This window comes from Pseudohalocynthiibacter sp. F2068 (genome assembly GCF_023015645.1).
In the GTDB taxonomy this organism is placed as follows: Bacteria; Pseudomonadota; Alphaproteobacteria; order Rhodobacterales; family Rhodobacteraceae; genus Pseudohalocynthiibacter; species Pseudohalocynthiibacter aestuariivivens.
The window spans coordinates 221,518-239,182 of record NZ_JALKAK010000002.1; the positions used below are offsets into that span (position 1 = coordinate 221,518).

Annotated in this window: 18 protein-coding genes; 12 read left to right on the top strand and 6 right to left on the bottom strand. The window is 52.2% G+C overall.

Translation table 11 applies throughout. The annotated features are described in order from the left end of the window. Window positions 1-23: 23 nt before the first annotated feature. On the bottom strand, window positions 24-908 hold the full coding sequence (locus MWU63_RS03420; protein WP_247076976.1) for a LysR family transcriptional regulator ArgP: 885 nt from the start codon (window positions 906-908) through the stop codon (window positions 24-26). 84 nt (window positions 909-992) lie between these two features. Between MWU63_RS03420 and MWU63_RS03425 the strand changes: the two genes are divergently transcribed. Further along, the gene (locus MWU63_RS03425) at window positions 993-1,589 is read left to right on the top strand and encodes a LysE/ArgO family amino acid transporter (protein WP_213887401.1); all 597 of its coding nucleotides are present in this window, start codon (window positions 993-995) and stop codon (window positions 1,587-1,589) included. Between the two features lie 38 nt (window positions 1,590-1,627). Further along, window positions 1,628-2,545 carry a DMT family transporter gene (locus MWU63_RS03430; protein WP_213887402.1) on the top strand — a complete coding sequence of 306 codons (918 nt, stop codon included), beginning with the start codon at window positions 1,628-1,630 and terminating at the stop codon, window positions 2,543-2,545. An 87-nt stretch (window positions 2,546-2,632) separates the two neighbouring features. On the opposite strand, the gene choV is transcribed toward MWU63_RS03430, so the two are convergent. The 3 genes from choV to choX form a co-directional block, all read right to left on the bottom strand. Continuing rightward, window positions 2,633-3,658, bottom strand: a complete 1,026-nt coding sequence (gene choV, locus MWU63_RS03435) for a choline ABC transporter ATP-binding protein (RefSeq protein ID WP_213887403.1) — start codon at window positions 3,656-3,658, stop codon at window positions 2,633-2,635. 3 nt (window positions 3,659-3,661) lie between these two features. Then, window positions 3,662-4,492, bottom strand: coding sequence for a choline ABC transporter permease subunit (gene choW, locus MWU63_RS03440; RefSeq protein WP_213887404.1), 831 nt, complete (start codon window positions 4,490-4,492; stop codon window positions 3,662-3,664). Between the two features lie 98 nt (window positions 4,493-4,590). After that, the gene (gene choX, locus MWU63_RS03445) at window positions 4,591-5,508 is read right to left on the bottom strand and encodes a choline ABC transporter substrate-binding protein (protein WP_213887405.1); all 918 of its coding nucleotides are present in this window, start codon (window positions 5,506-5,508) and stop codon (window positions 4,591-4,593) included. An 82-nt stretch (window positions 5,509-5,590) separates the two neighbouring features. Between choX and betI the strand changes: the two genes are divergently transcribed. The 5 genes from betI to MWU63_RS03470 all read left to right on the top strand — a co-directional run bounded on the left by betI (window position 5,591) and on the right by MWU63_RS03470 (window position 11,205). Beyond that, on the top strand, window positions 5,591-6,172 hold the full coding sequence (gene betI, locus MWU63_RS03450) for a transcriptional regulator BetI (RefSeq protein ID WP_213887406.1): 582 nt from the start codon (window positions 5,591-5,593) through the stop codon (window positions 6,170-6,172). After that, the gene (gene betC / locus MWU63_RS03455) at window positions 6,169-7,677 is read left to right on the top strand and encodes a choline-sulfatase (RefSeq protein WP_213887407.1); all 1,509 of its coding nucleotides are present in this window, start codon (window positions 6,169-6,171) and stop codon (window positions 7,675-7,677) included. The genes betI and betC overlap by 4 nt, the downstream gene beginning before the upstream one ends. A 43-nt stretch (window positions 7,678-7,720) precedes the next feature. Continuing rightward, the gene (gene betB, locus MWU63_RS03460; protein WP_213887408.1) at window positions 7,721-9,181 is read left to right on the top strand and encodes a betaine-aldehyde dehydrogenase; all 1,461 of its coding nucleotides are present in this window, start codon (window positions 7,721-7,723) and stop codon (window positions 9,179-9,181) included. A gap of 30 nt (window positions 9,182-9,211) precedes the next feature. After that, window positions 9,212-10,870: a choline dehydrogenase gene (gene betA / locus MWU63_RS03465; RefSeq protein ID WP_213887409.1), complete on the top strand. Its 1,659-nt coding sequence runs from the start codon at window positions 9,212-9,214 to the stop codon at window positions 10,868-10,870. 98 nt (window positions 10,871-10,968) lie between these two features. Beyond that, entirely contained in the window at window positions 10,969-11,205 is a 237-nt protein-coding gene (locus MWU63_RS03470; protein WP_213887410.1) for a DUF465 domain-containing protein, read from the top strand. 55 nt (window positions 11,206-11,260) lie between these two features. On the opposite strand, the gene MWU63_RS03475 is transcribed toward MWU63_RS03470, so the two are convergent. Both MWU63_RS03475 and MWU63_RS03480 read right to left on the bottom strand, forming a co-directional pair. After that, on the bottom strand, window positions 11,261-12,661 hold the full coding sequence (locus MWU63_RS03475) for a helix-turn-helix transcriptional regulator (protein ID WP_213887411.1): 1,401 nt from the start codon (window positions 12,659-12,661) through the stop codon (window positions 11,261-11,263). Between the two features lie 64 nt (window positions 12,662-12,725). Beyond that, a complete protein-coding gene (locus tag MWU63_RS03480) occupies window positions 12,726-13,949 on the bottom strand; it encodes a multidrug effflux MFS transporter (protein WP_213887412.1) in 1,224 nt (407 codons plus the stop codon). Window positions 13,950-14,142: 193 nt separating this feature from the next. Between MWU63_RS03480 and MWU63_RS03485 the strand changes: the two genes are divergently transcribed. The 5 genes from MWU63_RS03485 to MWU63_RS03500 all read left to right on the top strand — a co-directional run bounded on the left by MWU63_RS03485 (window position 14,143) and on the right by MWU63_RS03500 (window position 17,554). Beyond that, the gene (locus tag MWU63_RS03485) at window positions 14,143-15,675 is read left to right on the top strand and encodes an acyl-CoA carboxylase subunit beta (protein ID WP_213887413.1); all 1,533 of its coding nucleotides are present in this window, start codon (window positions 14,143-14,145) and stop codon (window positions 15,673-15,675) included. A gap of 11 nt (window positions 15,676-15,686) precedes the next feature. Next, window positions 15,687-16,127, top strand: coding sequence for a DUF6497 family protein (locus MWU63_RS03490; RefSeq protein ID WP_247076978.1), 441 nt, complete (start codon window positions 15,687-15,689; stop codon window positions 16,125-16,127). A 196-nt stretch (window positions 16,128-16,323) separates the two neighbouring features. Next, on the top strand, window positions 16,324-16,455 hold the full coding sequence (locus MWU63_RS20370) for a hypothetical protein (protein WP_281414275.1): 132 nt from the start codon (window positions 16,324-16,326) through the stop codon (window positions 16,453-16,455). Window positions 16,456-16,674: 219 nt separating this feature from the next. Continuing rightward, window positions 16,675-17,034, top strand: a complete 360-nt coding sequence (locus MWU63_RS03495) for a hypothetical protein (protein WP_213887414.1) — start codon at window positions 16,675-16,677, stop codon at window positions 17,032-17,034. 319 nt (window positions 17,035-17,353) lie between these two features. Further along, window positions 17,354-17,554: a hypothetical protein gene (locus MWU63_RS03500; RefSeq protein WP_213887415.1), complete on the top strand. Its 201-nt coding sequence runs from the start codon at window positions 17,354-17,356 to the stop codon at window positions 17,552-17,554. Window positions 17,555-17,665 lie beyond the last annotated feature (111 nt).

Here is a 17,665-nt window from a genome sequence, read left to right on the forward strand (position 1 = left end):
TAGATCCCGGTTTGAGAGATTGTCTACCAAGCGATCAAATATCGTTTTGCCGCTGTCCGGACGGCCTTGGTCAAAGGTGTAAGTGCTTTACGCGTAGCCCGGTTTGACTGCCAGTAAAGTGGAATATCCAGGGCTGGTTTTGTGCCCAATGTCACCAAATTTCCGTTTTCAATATGTGCTTTGACCAGTGATTCGGGGTTCATTCCCCATCCAAGCCCCGCTAATGCTGCATCTACAAATCCACGGCTCGATGGCAGCATGTGTGTCGGAAATGAGATCAACGTACCAAGCTGGCCATGAAGCCATGTTTCCTGAAGTTTGTCCTTATTGTTGAAAGTTAACGCCGGTGCGTGCCGGGCGGCGTACTCAGTCAGCCCATCTGGGAAAAAAAGTTTGACGAATGCTGGACTCGCGGCCGCGATATAGCGAAGTGCCCCTAGAGGTTGCGAGTCGCACCCCTGAACCGGACCGGGATGCGCCGTTACCGCTGCCATGACCTCGCGCCGTCGCAGCAGATCAGCGGAGTGCTCCTGATCATCTGTAACAAGATCAAAAAGCATTCCAGTCGTTTCTGCCAACGCTTCAATGAACCACGTCGCAAGGCTGTCAGCATTTACAGCGATGCGTATTGTCGGAATGCTTTCATCGGGTAAAAGACCCTTCAAGTCAGCGGCAAGTGTATGTTCAAGTAAGCTGACTTCTTCGGTGTGCCGGAACAGGCGTGACCCAGCAGGCGTTGCAGAACAAGGATGACCGCGGACTATAAGAACGCAACCCAATCTTTCTTCCAACAACTTAATGCGTTGCGACACTGCTGAAGGCGTAATGCTTAAGCTATGTGCAGCAAGTTCAAAACTTCCGGTGCGCAGCACCGAGGCCAAGGCATTAAGAAGCGGGTATTCCAGCATTAGAATTACTTCATTCTCTTAAGGAAAATTAATTTGAATTAGTTTGCGCACCGGAATAGGCATGCGTCAAGTTTGGAGGTTGCAGTGCAGGCATTGAGTGCAGGGTTTTTACTTAGTTTGAGTCTGATCGTCGCGATCGGAGCTCAAAACGCGCTTGTTTTACGGCAAGGTCTGAGACGCCAGTTTGTTTTTGCTGTTTGTCTTACCTGTGCGTTATCCGATGCGATACTGATCGCTGCGGGCGTTTCTGGTTTTGGATGGGTTGCGAACGCAGCTCCGTGGATTGCGCCCATGTTTAGGTACGGCGGGGTTGTGTTTTTGATATGGTATGGTTTTCTGAATGCGCGAGCCGCTATTCGGGGCGGGGAAGCGCTGGCTGAATCGAAAGAACAAGGAAGTAGCCTTAAGAAAGTGGTTTTGACCAGTCTTGCAATCACGTGGCTTAATCCGCATGTCTACCTTGATACGCTTGTGTTGTTGGGCTCTGTCTCAACCGGTTACGAAAACCGGCTTGCATTCGGAACAGGGGCAGTCACGGCTTCCTTTATGTTTTTCTTTGTCCTTGGATACGGCGCAAGGCTTCTAGGCCCGGTGTTTGCCCAGCCAAATGCCTGGCGGGTTCTTGACGCAGGCGTTGCGTTAACGATGTGGGTGATCGCAATTGGGTTACTGATTGAATAGCGCTTGCTTGCCCCTTCTCGTTCGTATCATCTGCCATCATGAGAAATTCACCTAAACCAACAATTGCACAACGCCCTTTGTGGGGCGTGTTCTGGATGTTGGTGACGGGGCTTTGTTTTGTTGCAGTCACGGCAATCGTAAAACATGTTGGCGGGGCCGTTCCCGCTGCCGAGGCAGCCTTTTTGCGGTACGCGCTTGGTTTGGTTTTCGTGATCCCGATGATCCGTCCAATTTTAAATGCGCAGCTCACAAGACAAGACCTCGCGCTTTTTTCGCTACGTGGCGCGACGCAAACGATTGGTGTCATCCTGTGGTTCTATTCGATGACTCAGATATCAATCGCCGAGGTGACGGCAATGAACTATCTTTCCCCGGTATACGTAACAATTGGGGCTGCTCTTGTGTTGGGTGAACGCTTTGCCGCACGCCGCTTCCTGGCCGTTATGGCTGCACTCATAGGCGCATTGATTATTCTGAGACCCGGTTTTCGAGAGATATCATCAGGCCATTTTGCAATGCTTCTGACTGCCATTTTGTTTGCGTTCGGATATCTTATTGCGAAACGGATGGCCGATATCGTAAGCCCCGGCGTTGTTGTGGGAATGTTGTCTATAACGGTCACAATCGGGCTTGCGCCCTTTGCCTGGGCGGTATGGGTGACGCCGACGCTCGCACAGCTGTTCTGGCTTTTTTTGGTCGCTGTTTTCGCAACAGCAGGCCATTTTTCAATGACTCTGGCGTTTCGCGCAGCGCCGGTATCCGTCACGCAACCGGTCACATTCCTGCAGTTGGTTTGGGCAACATTGCTTGGCGCTGTGTTTTTTAACGAGCCGGCGGATAGCTGGGTTATGTTCGGTGGCGGCATCATCATAGCGGCGATCAGTTTTATCAGTTGGCGCGAAGCGGTCCTTAAACGAAGGGCGATAACGCCACCTGTTTCCGCGACAAAAGTTTAAAAGAAAGATTCAGACCATCCTACTTTCGACCCCGGAAACCCGGGCGATCTCTTTCTTTATTCTAAGAATATCCCCGCCGGAGGCATTCTAACTTCTTGGATCAAGAAGCTTTGAGAGAACCCGGTCCTTTGTAACCTGACCTATAAGTGTGCCGTTTTCGATGACTCCGACGGGTTGGCCAGTTTCCTGCACCTTTTCCATGACTTCGCGTATATCTGTGTCTGGCCCGACGGTGATGGTCGGAACACCGTCAACAGCTTCCAGAACGTCGCGCGCGCAGAGTACCCCAAGGGGATTCATATGAGCAACGAAATCGGCAACATACTCGTTCGCGGGATTTGAAAAGATATCCTGCGGTGTGCCGCATTGCACGATGCGCCCCCCTTCCATGATCGCGATGCGATTGCCTATCTTGAAGGCTTCGTCCAGATCATGGCTCACAAAGATGATGGTACGCTGGAGCTTTTCCTGAAGTTCAAGCAACTCGTCCTGTAGCCGCGTGCGGATCAACGGGTCGAGTGCCGAGAAGGGTTCGTCCATCAACAGGATCGGAGCATCTGTCGCAAAGGCGCGGGCAAGGCCGACGCGCTGTTGCATACCACCGGAAAGATCGCCAACTTTGCGCTCCGCCCAATCGGACAGACCAACCAGCGTAAGCTGTTCATCGACTTTGCGGTGCCGTTCTGCTTTGGACATACCCCCAAGCTCTAATCCGAGGCCTGTGTTTTCGCGCACAGTGCGCCAGGGCAGCAGACCAAATTGCTGAAACACCATTGCAATGCGGGTTTGGCGCATGCGCCGCAATTCTGTTGGAGGGGCCGCAGTTACGTTAATCATGCCCGATCCATCGTTGACGTGGACCGCTCCGCGAACAACAGGGTTCAACCCGTTTACCGCGCGCAGCAAGGTCGATTTTCCCGATCCGGACAGGCCCATCAAGACAAGAATTTCACCCTCGGACACTGTGAGCGAGCAGTCGTGCACCCCCAGAACCTGCCCAGTCGCGGATTGTATTTCGGCGCGCTCTTTCAATTCGTCCATCATAGGTAAAGCAAGCTGTGGTTTTTCGCCAAAAACGATAGAGACGTTGTCAAATTCTACTGAAGTACCCATGATTTAACGCTCCACTCTCAGCATACGGTCAAGCATGATTGCAACAACAACGATCACAAGACCACTTTCAAAACCAAGGGCGGCATTCACCTGGCTCAATGCGCGGACAACCGGTACGCCAAGTCCGTCAGCACCCACAAGACCCGCGATTACAACCATTGAAAGCGACAGCATAATAGTTTGGTTCAACCCTGCCATTATTTGCGGTAGCGCGTAGGGTAATTCAACTTTCCACAGAGTTTGTCGAGGTGTAGCACCAAAGGCGCGCGCGGCTTCCAAAAGGGGCATGGGAGTGGAACTGACCCCGAGGTGCGTAAGGCGGATCGGAGCGGGAAGCACAAAGATCACAGTGGCAATAAGCCCAGGAACCATACCAATGCCAAAGAAAACGATCATCGGAATAAGATAAACAAAAGTCGGCAGTGTTTGCATGAGATCAAGCACCGGACGCATGGCCTGAAACAGGCGCGGACGGTGTGCGGCTGCAATTCCGATTGGCACGCCGAGCGACATGCAGAAGATACAGGCGAACAGAACCAAAGTCAGGCTTTCCAGCGTTTCATCCCAATAGCCCTGATTGAGAATAAACAAAAAGCTAAGAAATACCAGAAGGCAGGGTTTCCAGCTCCGCTGTAACGCCCATGTTAGGGCTACAAACATCGCCACGATCACCAACGGATGCGGGTATTGGAGCAATGTGAGCATCGTTTCGATAAGCCAACCAACGCTACTTTCGAAACTGTCGAAAAACCAATCGGCGTTGTCTCGCAGCCATTCAAACCCGTTTTTTGCGGCCTTGCCGACCGGTATCTTCGTCTCTGTCAGCCAGTCCATTTCCGTCCCTCTACCGATACAAATTGTACGGTCCGTTTTGTTTTTGATTTATAAAAAAGTTTGGCCCCGACATTTGCCGGGGCCAAACTGTTTGTGATTTAGAGGCCAAGTGCAGCAGATACTGCCGCCATTGCATCACCGCCGTCTTTCGTTGTTACGCCTTCAAGCCATGGGCTGATTGCGTCTGGATTGGCTTTGAGCCAAGCGGCAGCAGCATCGTTTGCATCTTCGCCATCATCCAGAATTGCACCCATGATCTGGTTTTCCATATCCAGCGTGAACTGCAGGTTTTTCAGCAATGCACCGACGTTCGGGCACTCATCGACATATCCGGCGCGGGTGTTTGTATAAACGTCGCCTTCGGCACCAAACCATTCTTCGCCACCTGTCAGGTAGGTTACTTCAAAGTTTGAGTTCATTGGATGCGGTGCCCAGCCAAGGAATACAACTGGTTCGTCTTTGCGGCTTGCCCGATCAACCTGCGCAAGCATGCCCTGTTCAGAGCTTTCGATCATTTCAACTGCGCTTAGGCCAAAAGTGTCGGCGCTGATCAGGTCCATCACGATACGGTTGCCGTCATTTCCCGCCTCGATGCCATAGATCTTCCCCTCAAGGGCGTCTGCATTCGGTGCAATGTCAGCAAATGTTTTGATTCCAAGTGCGGCACCTGCAGCGTTAGTGGCCAGCGTATAAGCGGTGCCGTTCAGATTGTCGCCAACGATATCCACCGTTCCGGCTTCGCGATAGGGAGCTATATCACCCTCCATGGTTGGCATCCAGTTACCAAGGAATACGTCGATATCCCCTTCGGCCATCGAAATATATGTGACTGGTACAGACAGAACTTTGATTTCGGTATCGTAACCAAGCGCTTCCAGCACAAGGCTGGTTGTCGCTGTCGTTGCTGTGATGTCAGTCCAGCCAACATCAGAAAAGGTAACTGTTCCACAGTCGGCTTGTGCTTGTCCGGCAGCAGCGAGCAGAGCAAGGGCAGATAGAGCAGATTTTAAGGTCATTTTTGAGGTCCCTGTTTTTATTGATTGACGAGTCAATTAAAATGCAACATTTTCGACAAAGCAAGTCTTTTTGGAGTATGTCATGCCAAAGATCGGAATGGAACCTATTCGCCGCAAGGCGCTGGTCAGTGCCACGATCGCTGAAATTGGTCGTGCAGGCTCTCTGGATGTGACGGTAAGCCAGATCGCGAAGCGGGCAGGCGTATCTTCTGCTTTGGCACATCACTACTTTGGTGGAAAAGAGCAAATCTTTCTCGCAGCGATGCGCCATATTCTGACGATATTCGGTGCGGCGGTTCGTGGTGCATTGGTTGTTTCCGAAGGCCCTGAAGCGCGTGTCCGCGCCATCATTCGTGCAAGCTTTGAAGCCGGAAATTTTCGTGAAGAAGTGATCGCCGCGTGGCTGAACTTCTACGTTTTGGCACAAACCAGCCCGCAGGCAAGGCGGCTTTTGAAAATCTACCAGAAACGACTGCATTCGAATCTGGTTTTTGCGATGCGGCCCCTTTTTGGGAACAAGGCGGTTTCAGCGGCGGAAGGGATCGCGTCAATGATTGACGGTGTCTATATCCGTCAGGCGCTGTGCGACCATCGGGTGGGCCGGGAACAAGCCGTTGCTCTTACGATGGAACACTTTGATCTATTGCTGGAGCAAACAAAATGACAAAGCCCAATATTCTTATTTTCATGGTCGATCAGTTGAACGGTACTTTGTTCCCTGACGGCCCAGCAGACTGGCTGCATGCTCCGAACCTAAAGGCGCTGGCGGCACGGTCTGTGCGTTTTAAAAATTGTTATACCGCGTCACCCTTATGCGCACCGGGACGGGCAAGTTTTATGTCAGGGCAACTGCCGTCGCGGACCAGGGTTTACGACAATGCGGCAGAATATGCCTCCGATATCCCAACATATGCTCACCATCTGCGTCGGGCAGGCTATCAGACCTGCCTGTCTGGGAAAATGCATTTTGTTGGCCCGGATCAAATGCATGGCTTTGAGGAACGGCTGACCACAGATATCTATCCTGCGGATTTCGGATGGACGCCTGACTATCGCAAACCCGGAGAGCGGATCGACTGGTGGTACCACAATATGGGCTCCGTCAAAGGCGCAGGTGTTGCCGAAATTTCCAACCAAATGGAATATGACGACGAAGTTGCCTACAACGCGACCCGCAAGGTTTATGATCTGGCGCGCGGAAAAGATGACCGCCCCTGGTGTCTGACCGTCAGTTTCACCCATCCGCATGATCCCTATGTTGCCAGAAAAAAATACTGGGATCTTTACGAGGATTGCGAACACCTGCTCCCGGAAATTCCGGCGATGCCCTATGAAGAACACGATCCCCACGCAAAACGTATCTTTGATGCAAATGACTGGCGGAAATTTGATATTAAAGAGGAAGATATTCGCCGCTCTCGCCGGGCCTATTTTGCCAATATAAGTTACTTGGACGATAAGATCGGCGATGTTCTGGAGGCGCTGGAAGCAACACGGCAAGACGCGATCATTCTCTTTGTTTCGGATCATGGTGACATGCTTGGTGAGCGCGGCCTCTGGTTCAAAATGAACTTTTACGAGGGCTCTGCCCGGGTGCCATTGATGGTGGCCGCTTCAGGTCTTGAACCGCGGCTTGAAACTGCGCCCGTCTCAAATATCGACGTGACACCAACACTGTGCGATCTTGCAGGCGTCAGTATGGAAGAGGTGCTTTCCTGGACTGACGGTGAAAGCCTTGTTCCTGTTGCCAAAGGGGCAGCGCGCACATCCCCGGTTGCGATGGAATATGCGGCTGAGGCCTCATATGCGCCGCTTGTCTCGCTGCGTTACGGAAAGTGGAAATACAACCGCTGTGCGCTTGACCCCGATCAGTTGTTTGATTTGGAATCAGATCCGCATGAACTTCGTAATTTGGCAGATGATCCAGAACATGCGGGAACTCTGAATTCATTGCGCGCCAAATCTGAAGCCCGCTGGAACCTTGATGATTTCGACGCAGCTGTGCGCCAAAGCCAGGCGCGCAGGTGGGTGGTCTACGAAGCGCTTCGCAATGGCAACTATTTCCCGTGGGACTATCAGCCGCTGCAAAAGGCAAGTGAACGCTACATGCGCAATCATATGAATCTTGACACACTCGAAAATGATCAGCGTTTCCCTCGCGGGGAATAAGCAAACCAGTTTCTATAAATATCCCCGCCGGAGGCATTGAAGTTTGAATTACAACGCTCAACCCAAGGCCAGTCATTTCATCAATGGCGCCTACATTGAGGACACTTCGGGCGCACCTATTAAGGTGATCTATCCCGCGAGTGGAGAGGTCATCGCAACGCTTCACTCTGCGACGCCGGATATCGTCGACAAAGCATTAGCAGCCGCGAAATCGGCGCAGGGCGCGTGGGCCGCTTTAAGCGGCACAGAGCGGGGCAGAGTTTTGCGCCGCGCAGCAGATATCATACGTGAGAGAAACCGTGACCTGAGCATTCTGGAGACGCTGGATACCGGCAAACCACTTCAGGAAACCCTCGTTGCCGACGCAACCTCTGGCGCGGATGCACTGGAGTATTTTGGTGGTATCGCAGGCAGCCTGACGGGAGAGCACATTCCTCTCTCCGGGGGGGATTTCGTCTATACTGTTCGCGAAGCACTGGGTCTCTGTGTCGGAATTGGTGCCTGGAACTACCCAACCCAGATCGCATGCTGGAAAGCGGCTCCCGCGCTTGCTTGTGGAAATACGATGGTTTTCAAGCCATCAGAGACAACACCCTTATCTGCTCTCAAAGTTGCGGAAATTCTGATCGAGGCTGGCGCACCAAAGGGTATTTTCAATGTTGTTCAGGGATATGGCGACGTAGGGTCCAGCCTTGTCACTGACCCACGGGTTGCAAAGGTCTCACTTACGGGTTCCGTTCCAACCGGGCGCAAGGTTTATGCCGCGGCAGCAGACGGAATGAAACACGTCACAATGGAACTTGGCGGCAAATCCCCGATGATCATTTTTGACGATGCCAGCCTCGAAAATGCGGTTAGCGGCGCCATCCTTGGAAATTTCTATTCTTCCGGGCAGGTTTGCTCAAACGGTACAAGAGTGTTTGTGCAAAAGGGCATTAAAGAAGCGTTTTTGAAACGCCTGTCAGAACGTCTGGCGACGGCGGTGATCGGTGATCCTTTAGACGAAGCAACGAGTTTCGGCCCTTTGGTTTCCGAAAACCAGTTGAACATTGTCAAAGGCTATATTGCCAAAGGGCTGAACGAAGGCGCACGGCTGGTTTTTGGCGGAAATCAACTTAATAAACTGGGGTTTTATCTGGAGCCGACAGTTTTTGCAGATGTGACCGACGGCATGACCATTGCGCGTGAGGAAATTTTTGGCCCCGTGATGTCTGTTCTGGATTTTGAGGATGAAGTTGAGGTGATTGCACGTGCCAATGACACTGAATTCGGCTTGTCCGCGGGCGTATTTACAAATGACCTGACACGGGCGCACCGGGTGATTGGAAAGCTTGAAGCCGGAAGTTGCTTTATCAATACCTACAACCTTGCCCCAGTAGAGGCCCCTTTTGGCGGTAGCAAAATGTCGGGTGTCGGGCGAGAGAATTCAAAGAACGCGGTCAATCATTACTCAGAACTGCGCTCTGTTTATGTGTCTATGAATGATGTCGAAGCGCCTTACTGATGCGTGGTGCGAAAGTGGACGGAAAAAAGAATGGAAGCTGATTTTGTAATTGTCGGTGCGGGTTCTGCGGGGTGCGCTATGGCGTATCGGTTGTCAGAATCTGGCGCAAGTGTCCTTGTAATAGAGCACGGCGGGACTGACGCCGGGCCTTTCATTCAGATGCCAGCAGCACTTTCATACCCGATGAACATGGGCATGTACGATTGGGGATATCAGACCGAGCCAGAGCCATTTCTTGGTGGGCGTCGTCTGGTGACGCCGCGCGGAAAAGTGATTGGTGGCTCTTCCTCGATCAATGGGATGGTTTATGTGCGGGGTCATGCCCGCGATTTTGACCACTGGTCAGAGGTTGGGGCGACGGGTTGGGCCTATGCTGACGTGCTGCCCTACTACAAACGTATGGAATCATGGCATTCGGGGGGGCACGGGGGCGATCCAACCTGGCGGGGCACTGATGGCCCCCTGCATGTGACGCGCGGGCCAAGAAAGAATCCGTTGTATGAAGCATTCGTAAAGGCTGGACAGCAAGCGGGCTACAAAACCACGGGCGATTATAACGGCGAGCAGCAAGAAGGTTTTGGCCCGATGGAGCAAACCGTCTGGAAGGGTCGAAGATGGTCGGCTGCGAATGCCTATTTGCGCCCGGCGCTGAAACGCCAGAACTGCGATCTAACTCGTGCGTTTGCGCGCAAGGTAGTAGTCGAAGATGGGCGTGCTGTTGGTGTGGAGGTTGAACGCGGTGGGCGGGTAGAAGTTGTTCGTGCGCACCGCGAAGTGATTATTGCCGCGTCTTCACTGAATTCGCCAAAATTGCTTATGCTTTCTGGCATAGGGCCAGCAGCGCATCTGGCAGAGCATGACATCGAGGTGATTGCCGATCGACCGGGCGTTGGGCAAAATTTGCAAGATCACCTGGAGTTTTATTTTCAGATGGCATCAAGCCAACCCATCACGCTTTACAAACATTGGAACCTTATTTCCAAGGCCGTGATCGGGGCGCAGTGGTTGTTTACAAAGACCGGGCTCGGCGCATCTAACCAGTTTGAAAGTGCTGCTTTTATCCGCTCTGGCGCTGGTGTGGACTACCCCGATATTCAATACCATTTTCTGCCAATGGCGGTCCGGTATGATGGCAAGGCGGCGGCAGAGGGGCACGGGTTTCAGGCCCATACGGGCCCAATGCGGTCCGGCTCGCGCGGCGTGGTGTCACTTGCATCGGCGGACCCCAATGATGCCCCGAAAATACTGTTCAACTATATGTCAGTGCCGCAGGACTGGGAGGATTTTCGTACCTGCATCCGCCTCACCCGCGAAATCTTTGCGCAAGAGGCATTCAAGCCGTTTGTGAAACATGAAATTCAGCCCGGTGCAGGGCTGCAAACTGACGATGAGCTGGACGGCTTCATTCGCGAACACGTGGAAAGCGCTTACCATCCGTGTGGTACGTGCAGAATGGGCAAAGCTGACGACCCGAACGCTGTTGTTGACCCGGAGGCGCGTGTCATCGGCGTTGATGGATTGCGTCTCGCAGATAGTTCCGTTTTCCCGCGCATTACAAACGGCAACCTCAATGGACCCTCAATTATGGTTGGGGAAAAGGCATCAGACCATATATTGGGAAAAACACAATTGCCTCCGGTAAATGTTGAGCCGTGGATTCACCCAAATTGGAAAACATCTCAGCGCTAACTCCGGCAGTTGGCCTGCAATTCTTTGATCCGAGTCAAGGTTGCGGAATTGATCTGGGTCTAACCTAATCGCGAAACGGACCCAGACAGGAGAATCGCATGTCCCACACCCCTCATGAATTGGCTGAAGAATTTCCCGACAAAGTGGAACTCATTTCTGAGCTAAAACAATCTAACGCCCATTTCGCGGGCCTTGTTGACAAGTATCATGAAATCAATCGGGCCATTCACCGGGCAGAGACAAATGTTGAACCAACAGAAGAGCTGCACGAAGTCGAAATGCGCAAAGAACGCATGATGCTGAAAGACGACATCTGGAAGATGCTAAGCGCTTGAAATATCTGGCCTCGCCCTGGATCGATCCAGCGGCGAGGCCGTTTTCGATAAGAGCTTATCCGATCTCATAGGGCAATATCCCACGTTTGTTTGGATCAATCGAAAGCTGCCTTTCGAGTGGTGGGACAGAACGCTGATGACACTTTGCTCTTTCGCAAATACGGCACGAGATACCTATTGGTTCAAAGGCCGTACTTTTGCTGGTGCCAAGATCGTCTGCGTATACCAGCGCGTCAGCATGCTTGACCTCGCAACCAAGCCCTATTGCATATCTGCGAACAGGCGCCTGGAAAGAGCCGCCGGATTTTGACACATCACGCGCCAGGCAAAAATAGCGCACGCCGTCGGGCGTTTCCGCCAGTTGCCTTAAAAAACGCCCCGGTGTTTCAAATGCGCGATGCACGTTCCATAGCGGGCAGGCCCCACCGAAACGTGCAAACTGCAGCCGGGTTGCAGAGTGACGTTTGGTGATTGTGCCAGCTTGATCGACGCGTACAAAGAAGAATGGAACACCCTTTGCGCCCGGTCGCTGCAAAGTTGAAAGCCGATGCGCAATTTGTTCAATCGAGGCGCCGAACTGGTCAGACAAACGTTCAAGATCATGCCGCGTTTCCTGGGCAGCCGTCAGGAATGCAGTGTAGGGAAGCAAAGCTGCGCCGGCGAAATAGTTTGCCAGCCCGATCTTTGCAATCGCACGTGCTGCATCGGTCTGGAACCGGGCAAAGTCCAGCGTCGCTTCCAGTAAATCGTTTTGCGTAAGCAAAGCGAACTGAAGTAACAATTGGAATGTTTGCGTCGACGGGGCAGCGCGTTTTGAAAGAGTCAGACAACGGGCGGCAGGGTCATAGCCGCGCAGTGTCGTTTCATCTGTGAAAAGCGTTTCGATACCAAGATCGCTCAGGGCTTTGATGGCTGTTTGCTGAATGTTCTGATGCATACCTCTTTGTCCGGCGAAATGTTCCGCAGCCCGGTCAACCGCATCAATGTAGTTATCGCAATAATGAAAGAAATCGCGAACTTCTTCCCACGGGCTGGACTGCGCGCGGCTGTCTTCGCGGCCCAGAGCCTCATCAAGCGACGCAAGCCGCTCGTGGCTCTGCCGATAGGCACGGTGCAGGTCAAGAAACGCACGCGCCAGTGCCGGGGCATTTGAGGCTGCGAGCCGCAGATCAGCCAGAGGCGGGGTGCTATCAGCAAAGACCGGATCGGCAAGGGCCTCGCGCATGTCACTGACCATGCGCTCGGCATCGCCAGTCGACAGCTCTGCGACATCAAAGCCAAATTCTTGTGCCAGCGCCAGCACGACACCGGTGCTAACTGGCCGGTTGTTGTTTTCCATCTGGTTGAGATACGGCAGCGAAACGCCCAGTTTTTCAGCGAACTGCTTTTGCGTCAGGCCAAGCCGCGTTCGGGTTTCCCGCAGTTTTACACCGGCATAAAGTTTTTGAATTGCCATTGCATTCCCCTTGGAGTTTGCAAATTAGCACATGACTTTGAAAACTTTGCAACCTGTTTGTGAATTAAAGATCAAGGCCCGCAAGGCGGCGCTCGCGGTAGAGTACAAAAAGCATAGAAAGTACACCTGAAGCTGAACTTAAGAACATAATCCACATGAGTGGAAATGCGCCTGTTTCCGCAGTTAGCATAACGCCAGCAAGTGCTGAAAGCGCGGCGCCGCCGCCAATCATGATCGCACCGCCAAGCCCGGCCGCAGAACCTGCGAGATGTGGGCGCACGGATAACATTCCGGCATTCGCATTGGGCAGTACCATACCGTTACCCAGCCCAACAAATGTCATAGAGCCAAAGAAAAGGATTGGAGAGGAAAGCCCTGCGTAAAACAGTATTAACGCGCCACCTAATCCGGCTGCGGAAAGTGATGCACCCCAGAGAAGCATTCGATTGATGCCGATCCGCACGGACATGCGGCCGGATAAAAAATTGCCAAGAAAGTAACCAACTGCAGGTGCGCCGAAGCTGAAACCAAGCCATATACTTGACAGGCCAAATACCGTTTCACCAACAAAAGGGGCGCCGCCAAGGTAGGCAAAGAATGACCCGGATGTAAAAGCGGCGGTCAGGCAATAACCCCAAAAACGTTGTGAAACCAACAGGTCAGGGTACTGGCGCATCTGCTGCGCCATGCTTGTCGAGCGTTGTGTTGCCGTTTCACCAAGGTCGACCCATACCAACCAGAACAGACCCACACCAAGCAACGCCATCAGCCAGAAGTTAGACTGCCAGCCAAGGTATGTGTCCAGCACACCACCCACCAGCGGGCTTAGCATCGGGACAAGCGCCATACCCATTGTGACGTAACCAAGCATGGAGGCCGCTTCTTCCATCGGCACCATATCCCGCACAACAGCACGAGACAGAACCATCCCAGTCACAATTGCGGCCTGGGCCATTCTGAACGTCAGAAAAACCTCTACAGTGGGTGCAAAAACGCACCCCACTGAGGCGATGATAAACAAAACCGTTCCCCATAGGATAACGGGGCGCCGACCGTATCGGTCAGAAATTGGTCCAACAACGATTTGCAACGCTGCATTAACAGCCAGATACAATGCGACGGACAGTTGCATCAGCCGATAGTCAGTTTGAAAATACGCTGTCATGTTCGGTAAAGAGGGTAGAAAAACGTTCATCGACAACGCAGAGAGCCCCGCAAGAAGGATCAGTGTTATGATATGGGGTGGAGTAGTGCGGTCGAGAAACCGAACAACGGGCTTTGTTGACATAGTCAATCGTTAGGCGTGAGATTTGGAAATGTCCATAGAGTCTCGTTGCTGGTAGCGCGCCCTGTCAGAGTGGTTTGCAATTATTCAATTTGCGATCATCATTCTTCTAATGGTTTGCAAATATTCCAAACTTTCCTTTTCCCTTTCACGTTTTAACGGTAGGTTCCCAAAAACTCAAAGGAGCCAGCCGCCCATGAAGGATATCCTGCAAGAACTTGAAACACGTCGTAACGTTGCCCGTATGGGTGGCGGTGAAAGACGCATCGCATCGCAGCACAGCAAAGGTAAGCTGACCGCCCGAGAGCGGATCGATTTGCTGCTTGACGAAGATTCGTTCGAAGAATTTGACATGTTTGTTGCGCACCGCTGCACGGATTTTGGAATGGAAAAAGACCGGCCTGCCGGAGACGGTGTTGTTACAGGCTGGGGCACGATCAACGGTCGTATGGTTTATGTGTTCAGTCAGGATTTCACGGTGTTTGGTGGTTCTCTGTCGGAAACCCATGCTTTGAAGATCTGCAAGATCATGGATATGGCGATGCAAAACGGCGCACCCGTTATCGGAATCAATGACAGTGGTGGTGCACGTATTCAGGAAGGTGTTGCTTCACTTGCCGGATATGCCGAGGTTTTTCAGCGCAATATCATGGCATCTGGTGTGGTGCCGCAAATCAGCCTGATCATGGGGCCTTGCGCGGGTGGCGCGGTTTATAGCCCTGCGATGACTGATTTCATTTTTATGGTCAAAGACAGCTCTTATATGTTTGTGACAGGCCCCGACGTTGTGAAGACAGTGACAAACGAGGTTGTTACGGCCGAAGAACTTGGCGGAGCCGGGACACATACCAAAAAATCGTCTGTTGCGGACGGCGCCTTTGAAAATGATGTCGAGGCTCTGGCAGAGGTGCGGCGATTGGTGGATTTCCTACCGCTTAACAACCGAGCAAAGCCACCGATTCGACCTTTCTTTGATGATCCGGGTCGTATTGACGAGAGCCTTGATACGCTGATCCCCGATAATCCGAATTCTCCCTACGACATGAAAGAGCTGATAACAAAGCTCGCCGATGAAGGCGATTTCTACGAAATCCAAGAAGATTTTGCGAAGAATATTGTGACGGGATTCGTGCGGCTAGAGGGATCTTCTGTTGGAATTGTGGCAAATCAGCCAATGGTTCTGGCGGGGTGTCTGGATATTGACAGTTCGCGTAAGGCAGCCCGGTTTGTACGGTTTTGCGACGCATTTGAAATTCCGATCCTGACGTTGGTTGATGTCCCTGGTTTCTTGCCAGGCACATCTCAAGAATATGGCGGTGTTATCAAACATGGTGCGAAATTGCTTTTTGCTTATGGCGAGGCGACCGTCCCAAAAGTTACAGTCATTACACGCAAAGCCTATGGCGGTGCCTATGATGTTATGGCGTCAAAGCATTTGCGAGGTGATTTTAACTATGCATGGCCAACCGCAGAAATTGCAGTGATGGGGGCCAAGGGTGCGACGGAAATTCTGTATCGCAGCGAACTTGGTGATGCAGAAAAAATCGCTGAACGCACGGCAGATTATGAAGACCGGTTTGCTAACCCGTTCGTCGCCGCTGAAAAAGGCTTCATCGACGAAGTGATCATGCCGCACTCGACCCGCAAACGCGTTGCTCGGGCCTTTGCGAGCTTGCGAAACAAGAGCCTGAAAAATCCATGGAAAAAGCACGATAATATTCCGCTTTAGGGTGAGCAGAGGTGAGCACCCCCAAGGCAAAAATCTGGATCACGGGTTGCGTGGTTTTGGTTTCTGCGGCGGCAGCGTTATTTGTCCTGAATTTTGAAGAAACGACCAACCCAGCCCAAATCCCGGCTCCTTCGGGGCAACCGATCACTTTTTACGAGATAATTTGGGGACAGAGAGGACCATCCGGAATGGCAGTACGGTTCAGATTTCTGGCTCCCGAGATTGCACGCGAAGGTGGACGAATCGAATTTGCGCAAGCTGAGGAAGATATGAAATTCCTGTGTGAATCATACGCCCTCCCGCGTATTGCGGAAAATGGGCCCAAGCCGACGCAGATCATAATCTCGTTGTCTGACAGGATTGTCGAATTTGGGTCTGCTGATCCGGCTGCAACCCAGTTTTTTGAGGCATATCGGCCCGAAGATACCACCTGTATCTGGGAGGGTTTCTGATGCAACCACAATATATAGCGTCTCGAGGCGCTTTTAACCCTGAATTTGAGGCTTTCTGGCCACAACCCGCCGACATGGTTCGTGATCAGTGTCTTTTGTTCTGGGGGTGCGCTATTCTACGCACAGGTTGCGCCCAAGCGGCCTGTAACTCGGTATGGGTAGTGTATTCTACCCCAAATAAAATTAGGAGAGATGGATGTCAAAGAGCATCAAGGCCGTTCTGGCTGTTGGACTTATCGCACTGGTTGCTGCGTGTGCTCAGCAAGAAGAAGAAGTTGTTTTTGTTGAAGAGCCAGTTATGGCTGAACCAGTATCCAACAAATACTAATTTAAGACCGGAGTGGGCGCATGCGCCCACTCCACCCTCTCGCTTCAATAAATTTTTAAAGCGACACTTTTTGAAACTCACTGGTTTTTTCAACGCAGGGTTTAAACTGCAGAAACCAAAGCGAAGACAGTTTCAAACAATCATCAAAGCTTTTCGAGTTTCGGTTTATTCTGCAATCAGGCAGCAGCTTGGCTCCGCGGTGCATGCGGGAGTTCACACATGTTGAAACATCGTGGCTTCCCGGGCCGGCTTGCTGGCACCGACTTCCAGTTCGTTGTGCGCCGCCCAAACAAAAAGGGCGCGACAAAACTAATTGCTCGCGAACGTTATGCAGACCGAAGACCGGCAGACCGCCGCGCGGATGCGGCCTTCATGGCTGCGCTGATCAATCATTTTGGTGATGAACCATTTGAGCGAGGAAATCTGGACAGTGGACGTCTGTCGTGGCTGTTTGGCCGTGAAGTTATCCCGGCTGAAGATCCGTTTGATCCTGAAAGCTACGAGGCTCTTTTAAAGGTCGACGTGCAACGAGCGTCTGCATCATTCCCGGATTTGTTTGATGGGGGTAGCTCGGCGTGAATTTGCCCATGACACCTGACTTTCGGCCAATTTCGGCCAATTTTATGGACTGCAACCCGGAGGGCTATGCAGCCATGCAAATCTTCGGCACATATTCCAACAAGGCAGATGTCCCTACCCTGGCACCTGCCGATGTTAGTCTATATCGTTACCCTTCCCCTTCTCTTCGACCTGATCTTACCCGGATCAGGTCGAAGAAATCTTTTGTGGGCAGGCAGACTTTCGCCGAGAAAGCCACTTGTTCTTTGTCAATTGTTACCTTGAACAAAGCCCCTATATATAGAGTACCAAGAACTTTAAATATCGGAGGCAGAACATCATGCAATTCAAAAGTTTGGCGCTGTTGGCAGCGCTTGTCACGTCCTTATCGGGATGTCTGGATAACGACCTTGAACGCGGTGCGGCGGGCGCCGCGGCGGGCGCGGTCATTGCAGATGTTACGGACGGAAACGTTCTTACAGGTGCAGTCATCGGCGGCGCAGCTGGCGTACTCTGCGACGACGTGGGCGTTTGCGAATAATAAAAACCTACTAAAAGCTTCCGGTGCTAGCCACCGGCGAGTCAATAAATCGAACGCCATCAGAGCAAAGCGCTCTGGTGGCGTTTTTTGTGCTGCATTCGGGGCGGGTCG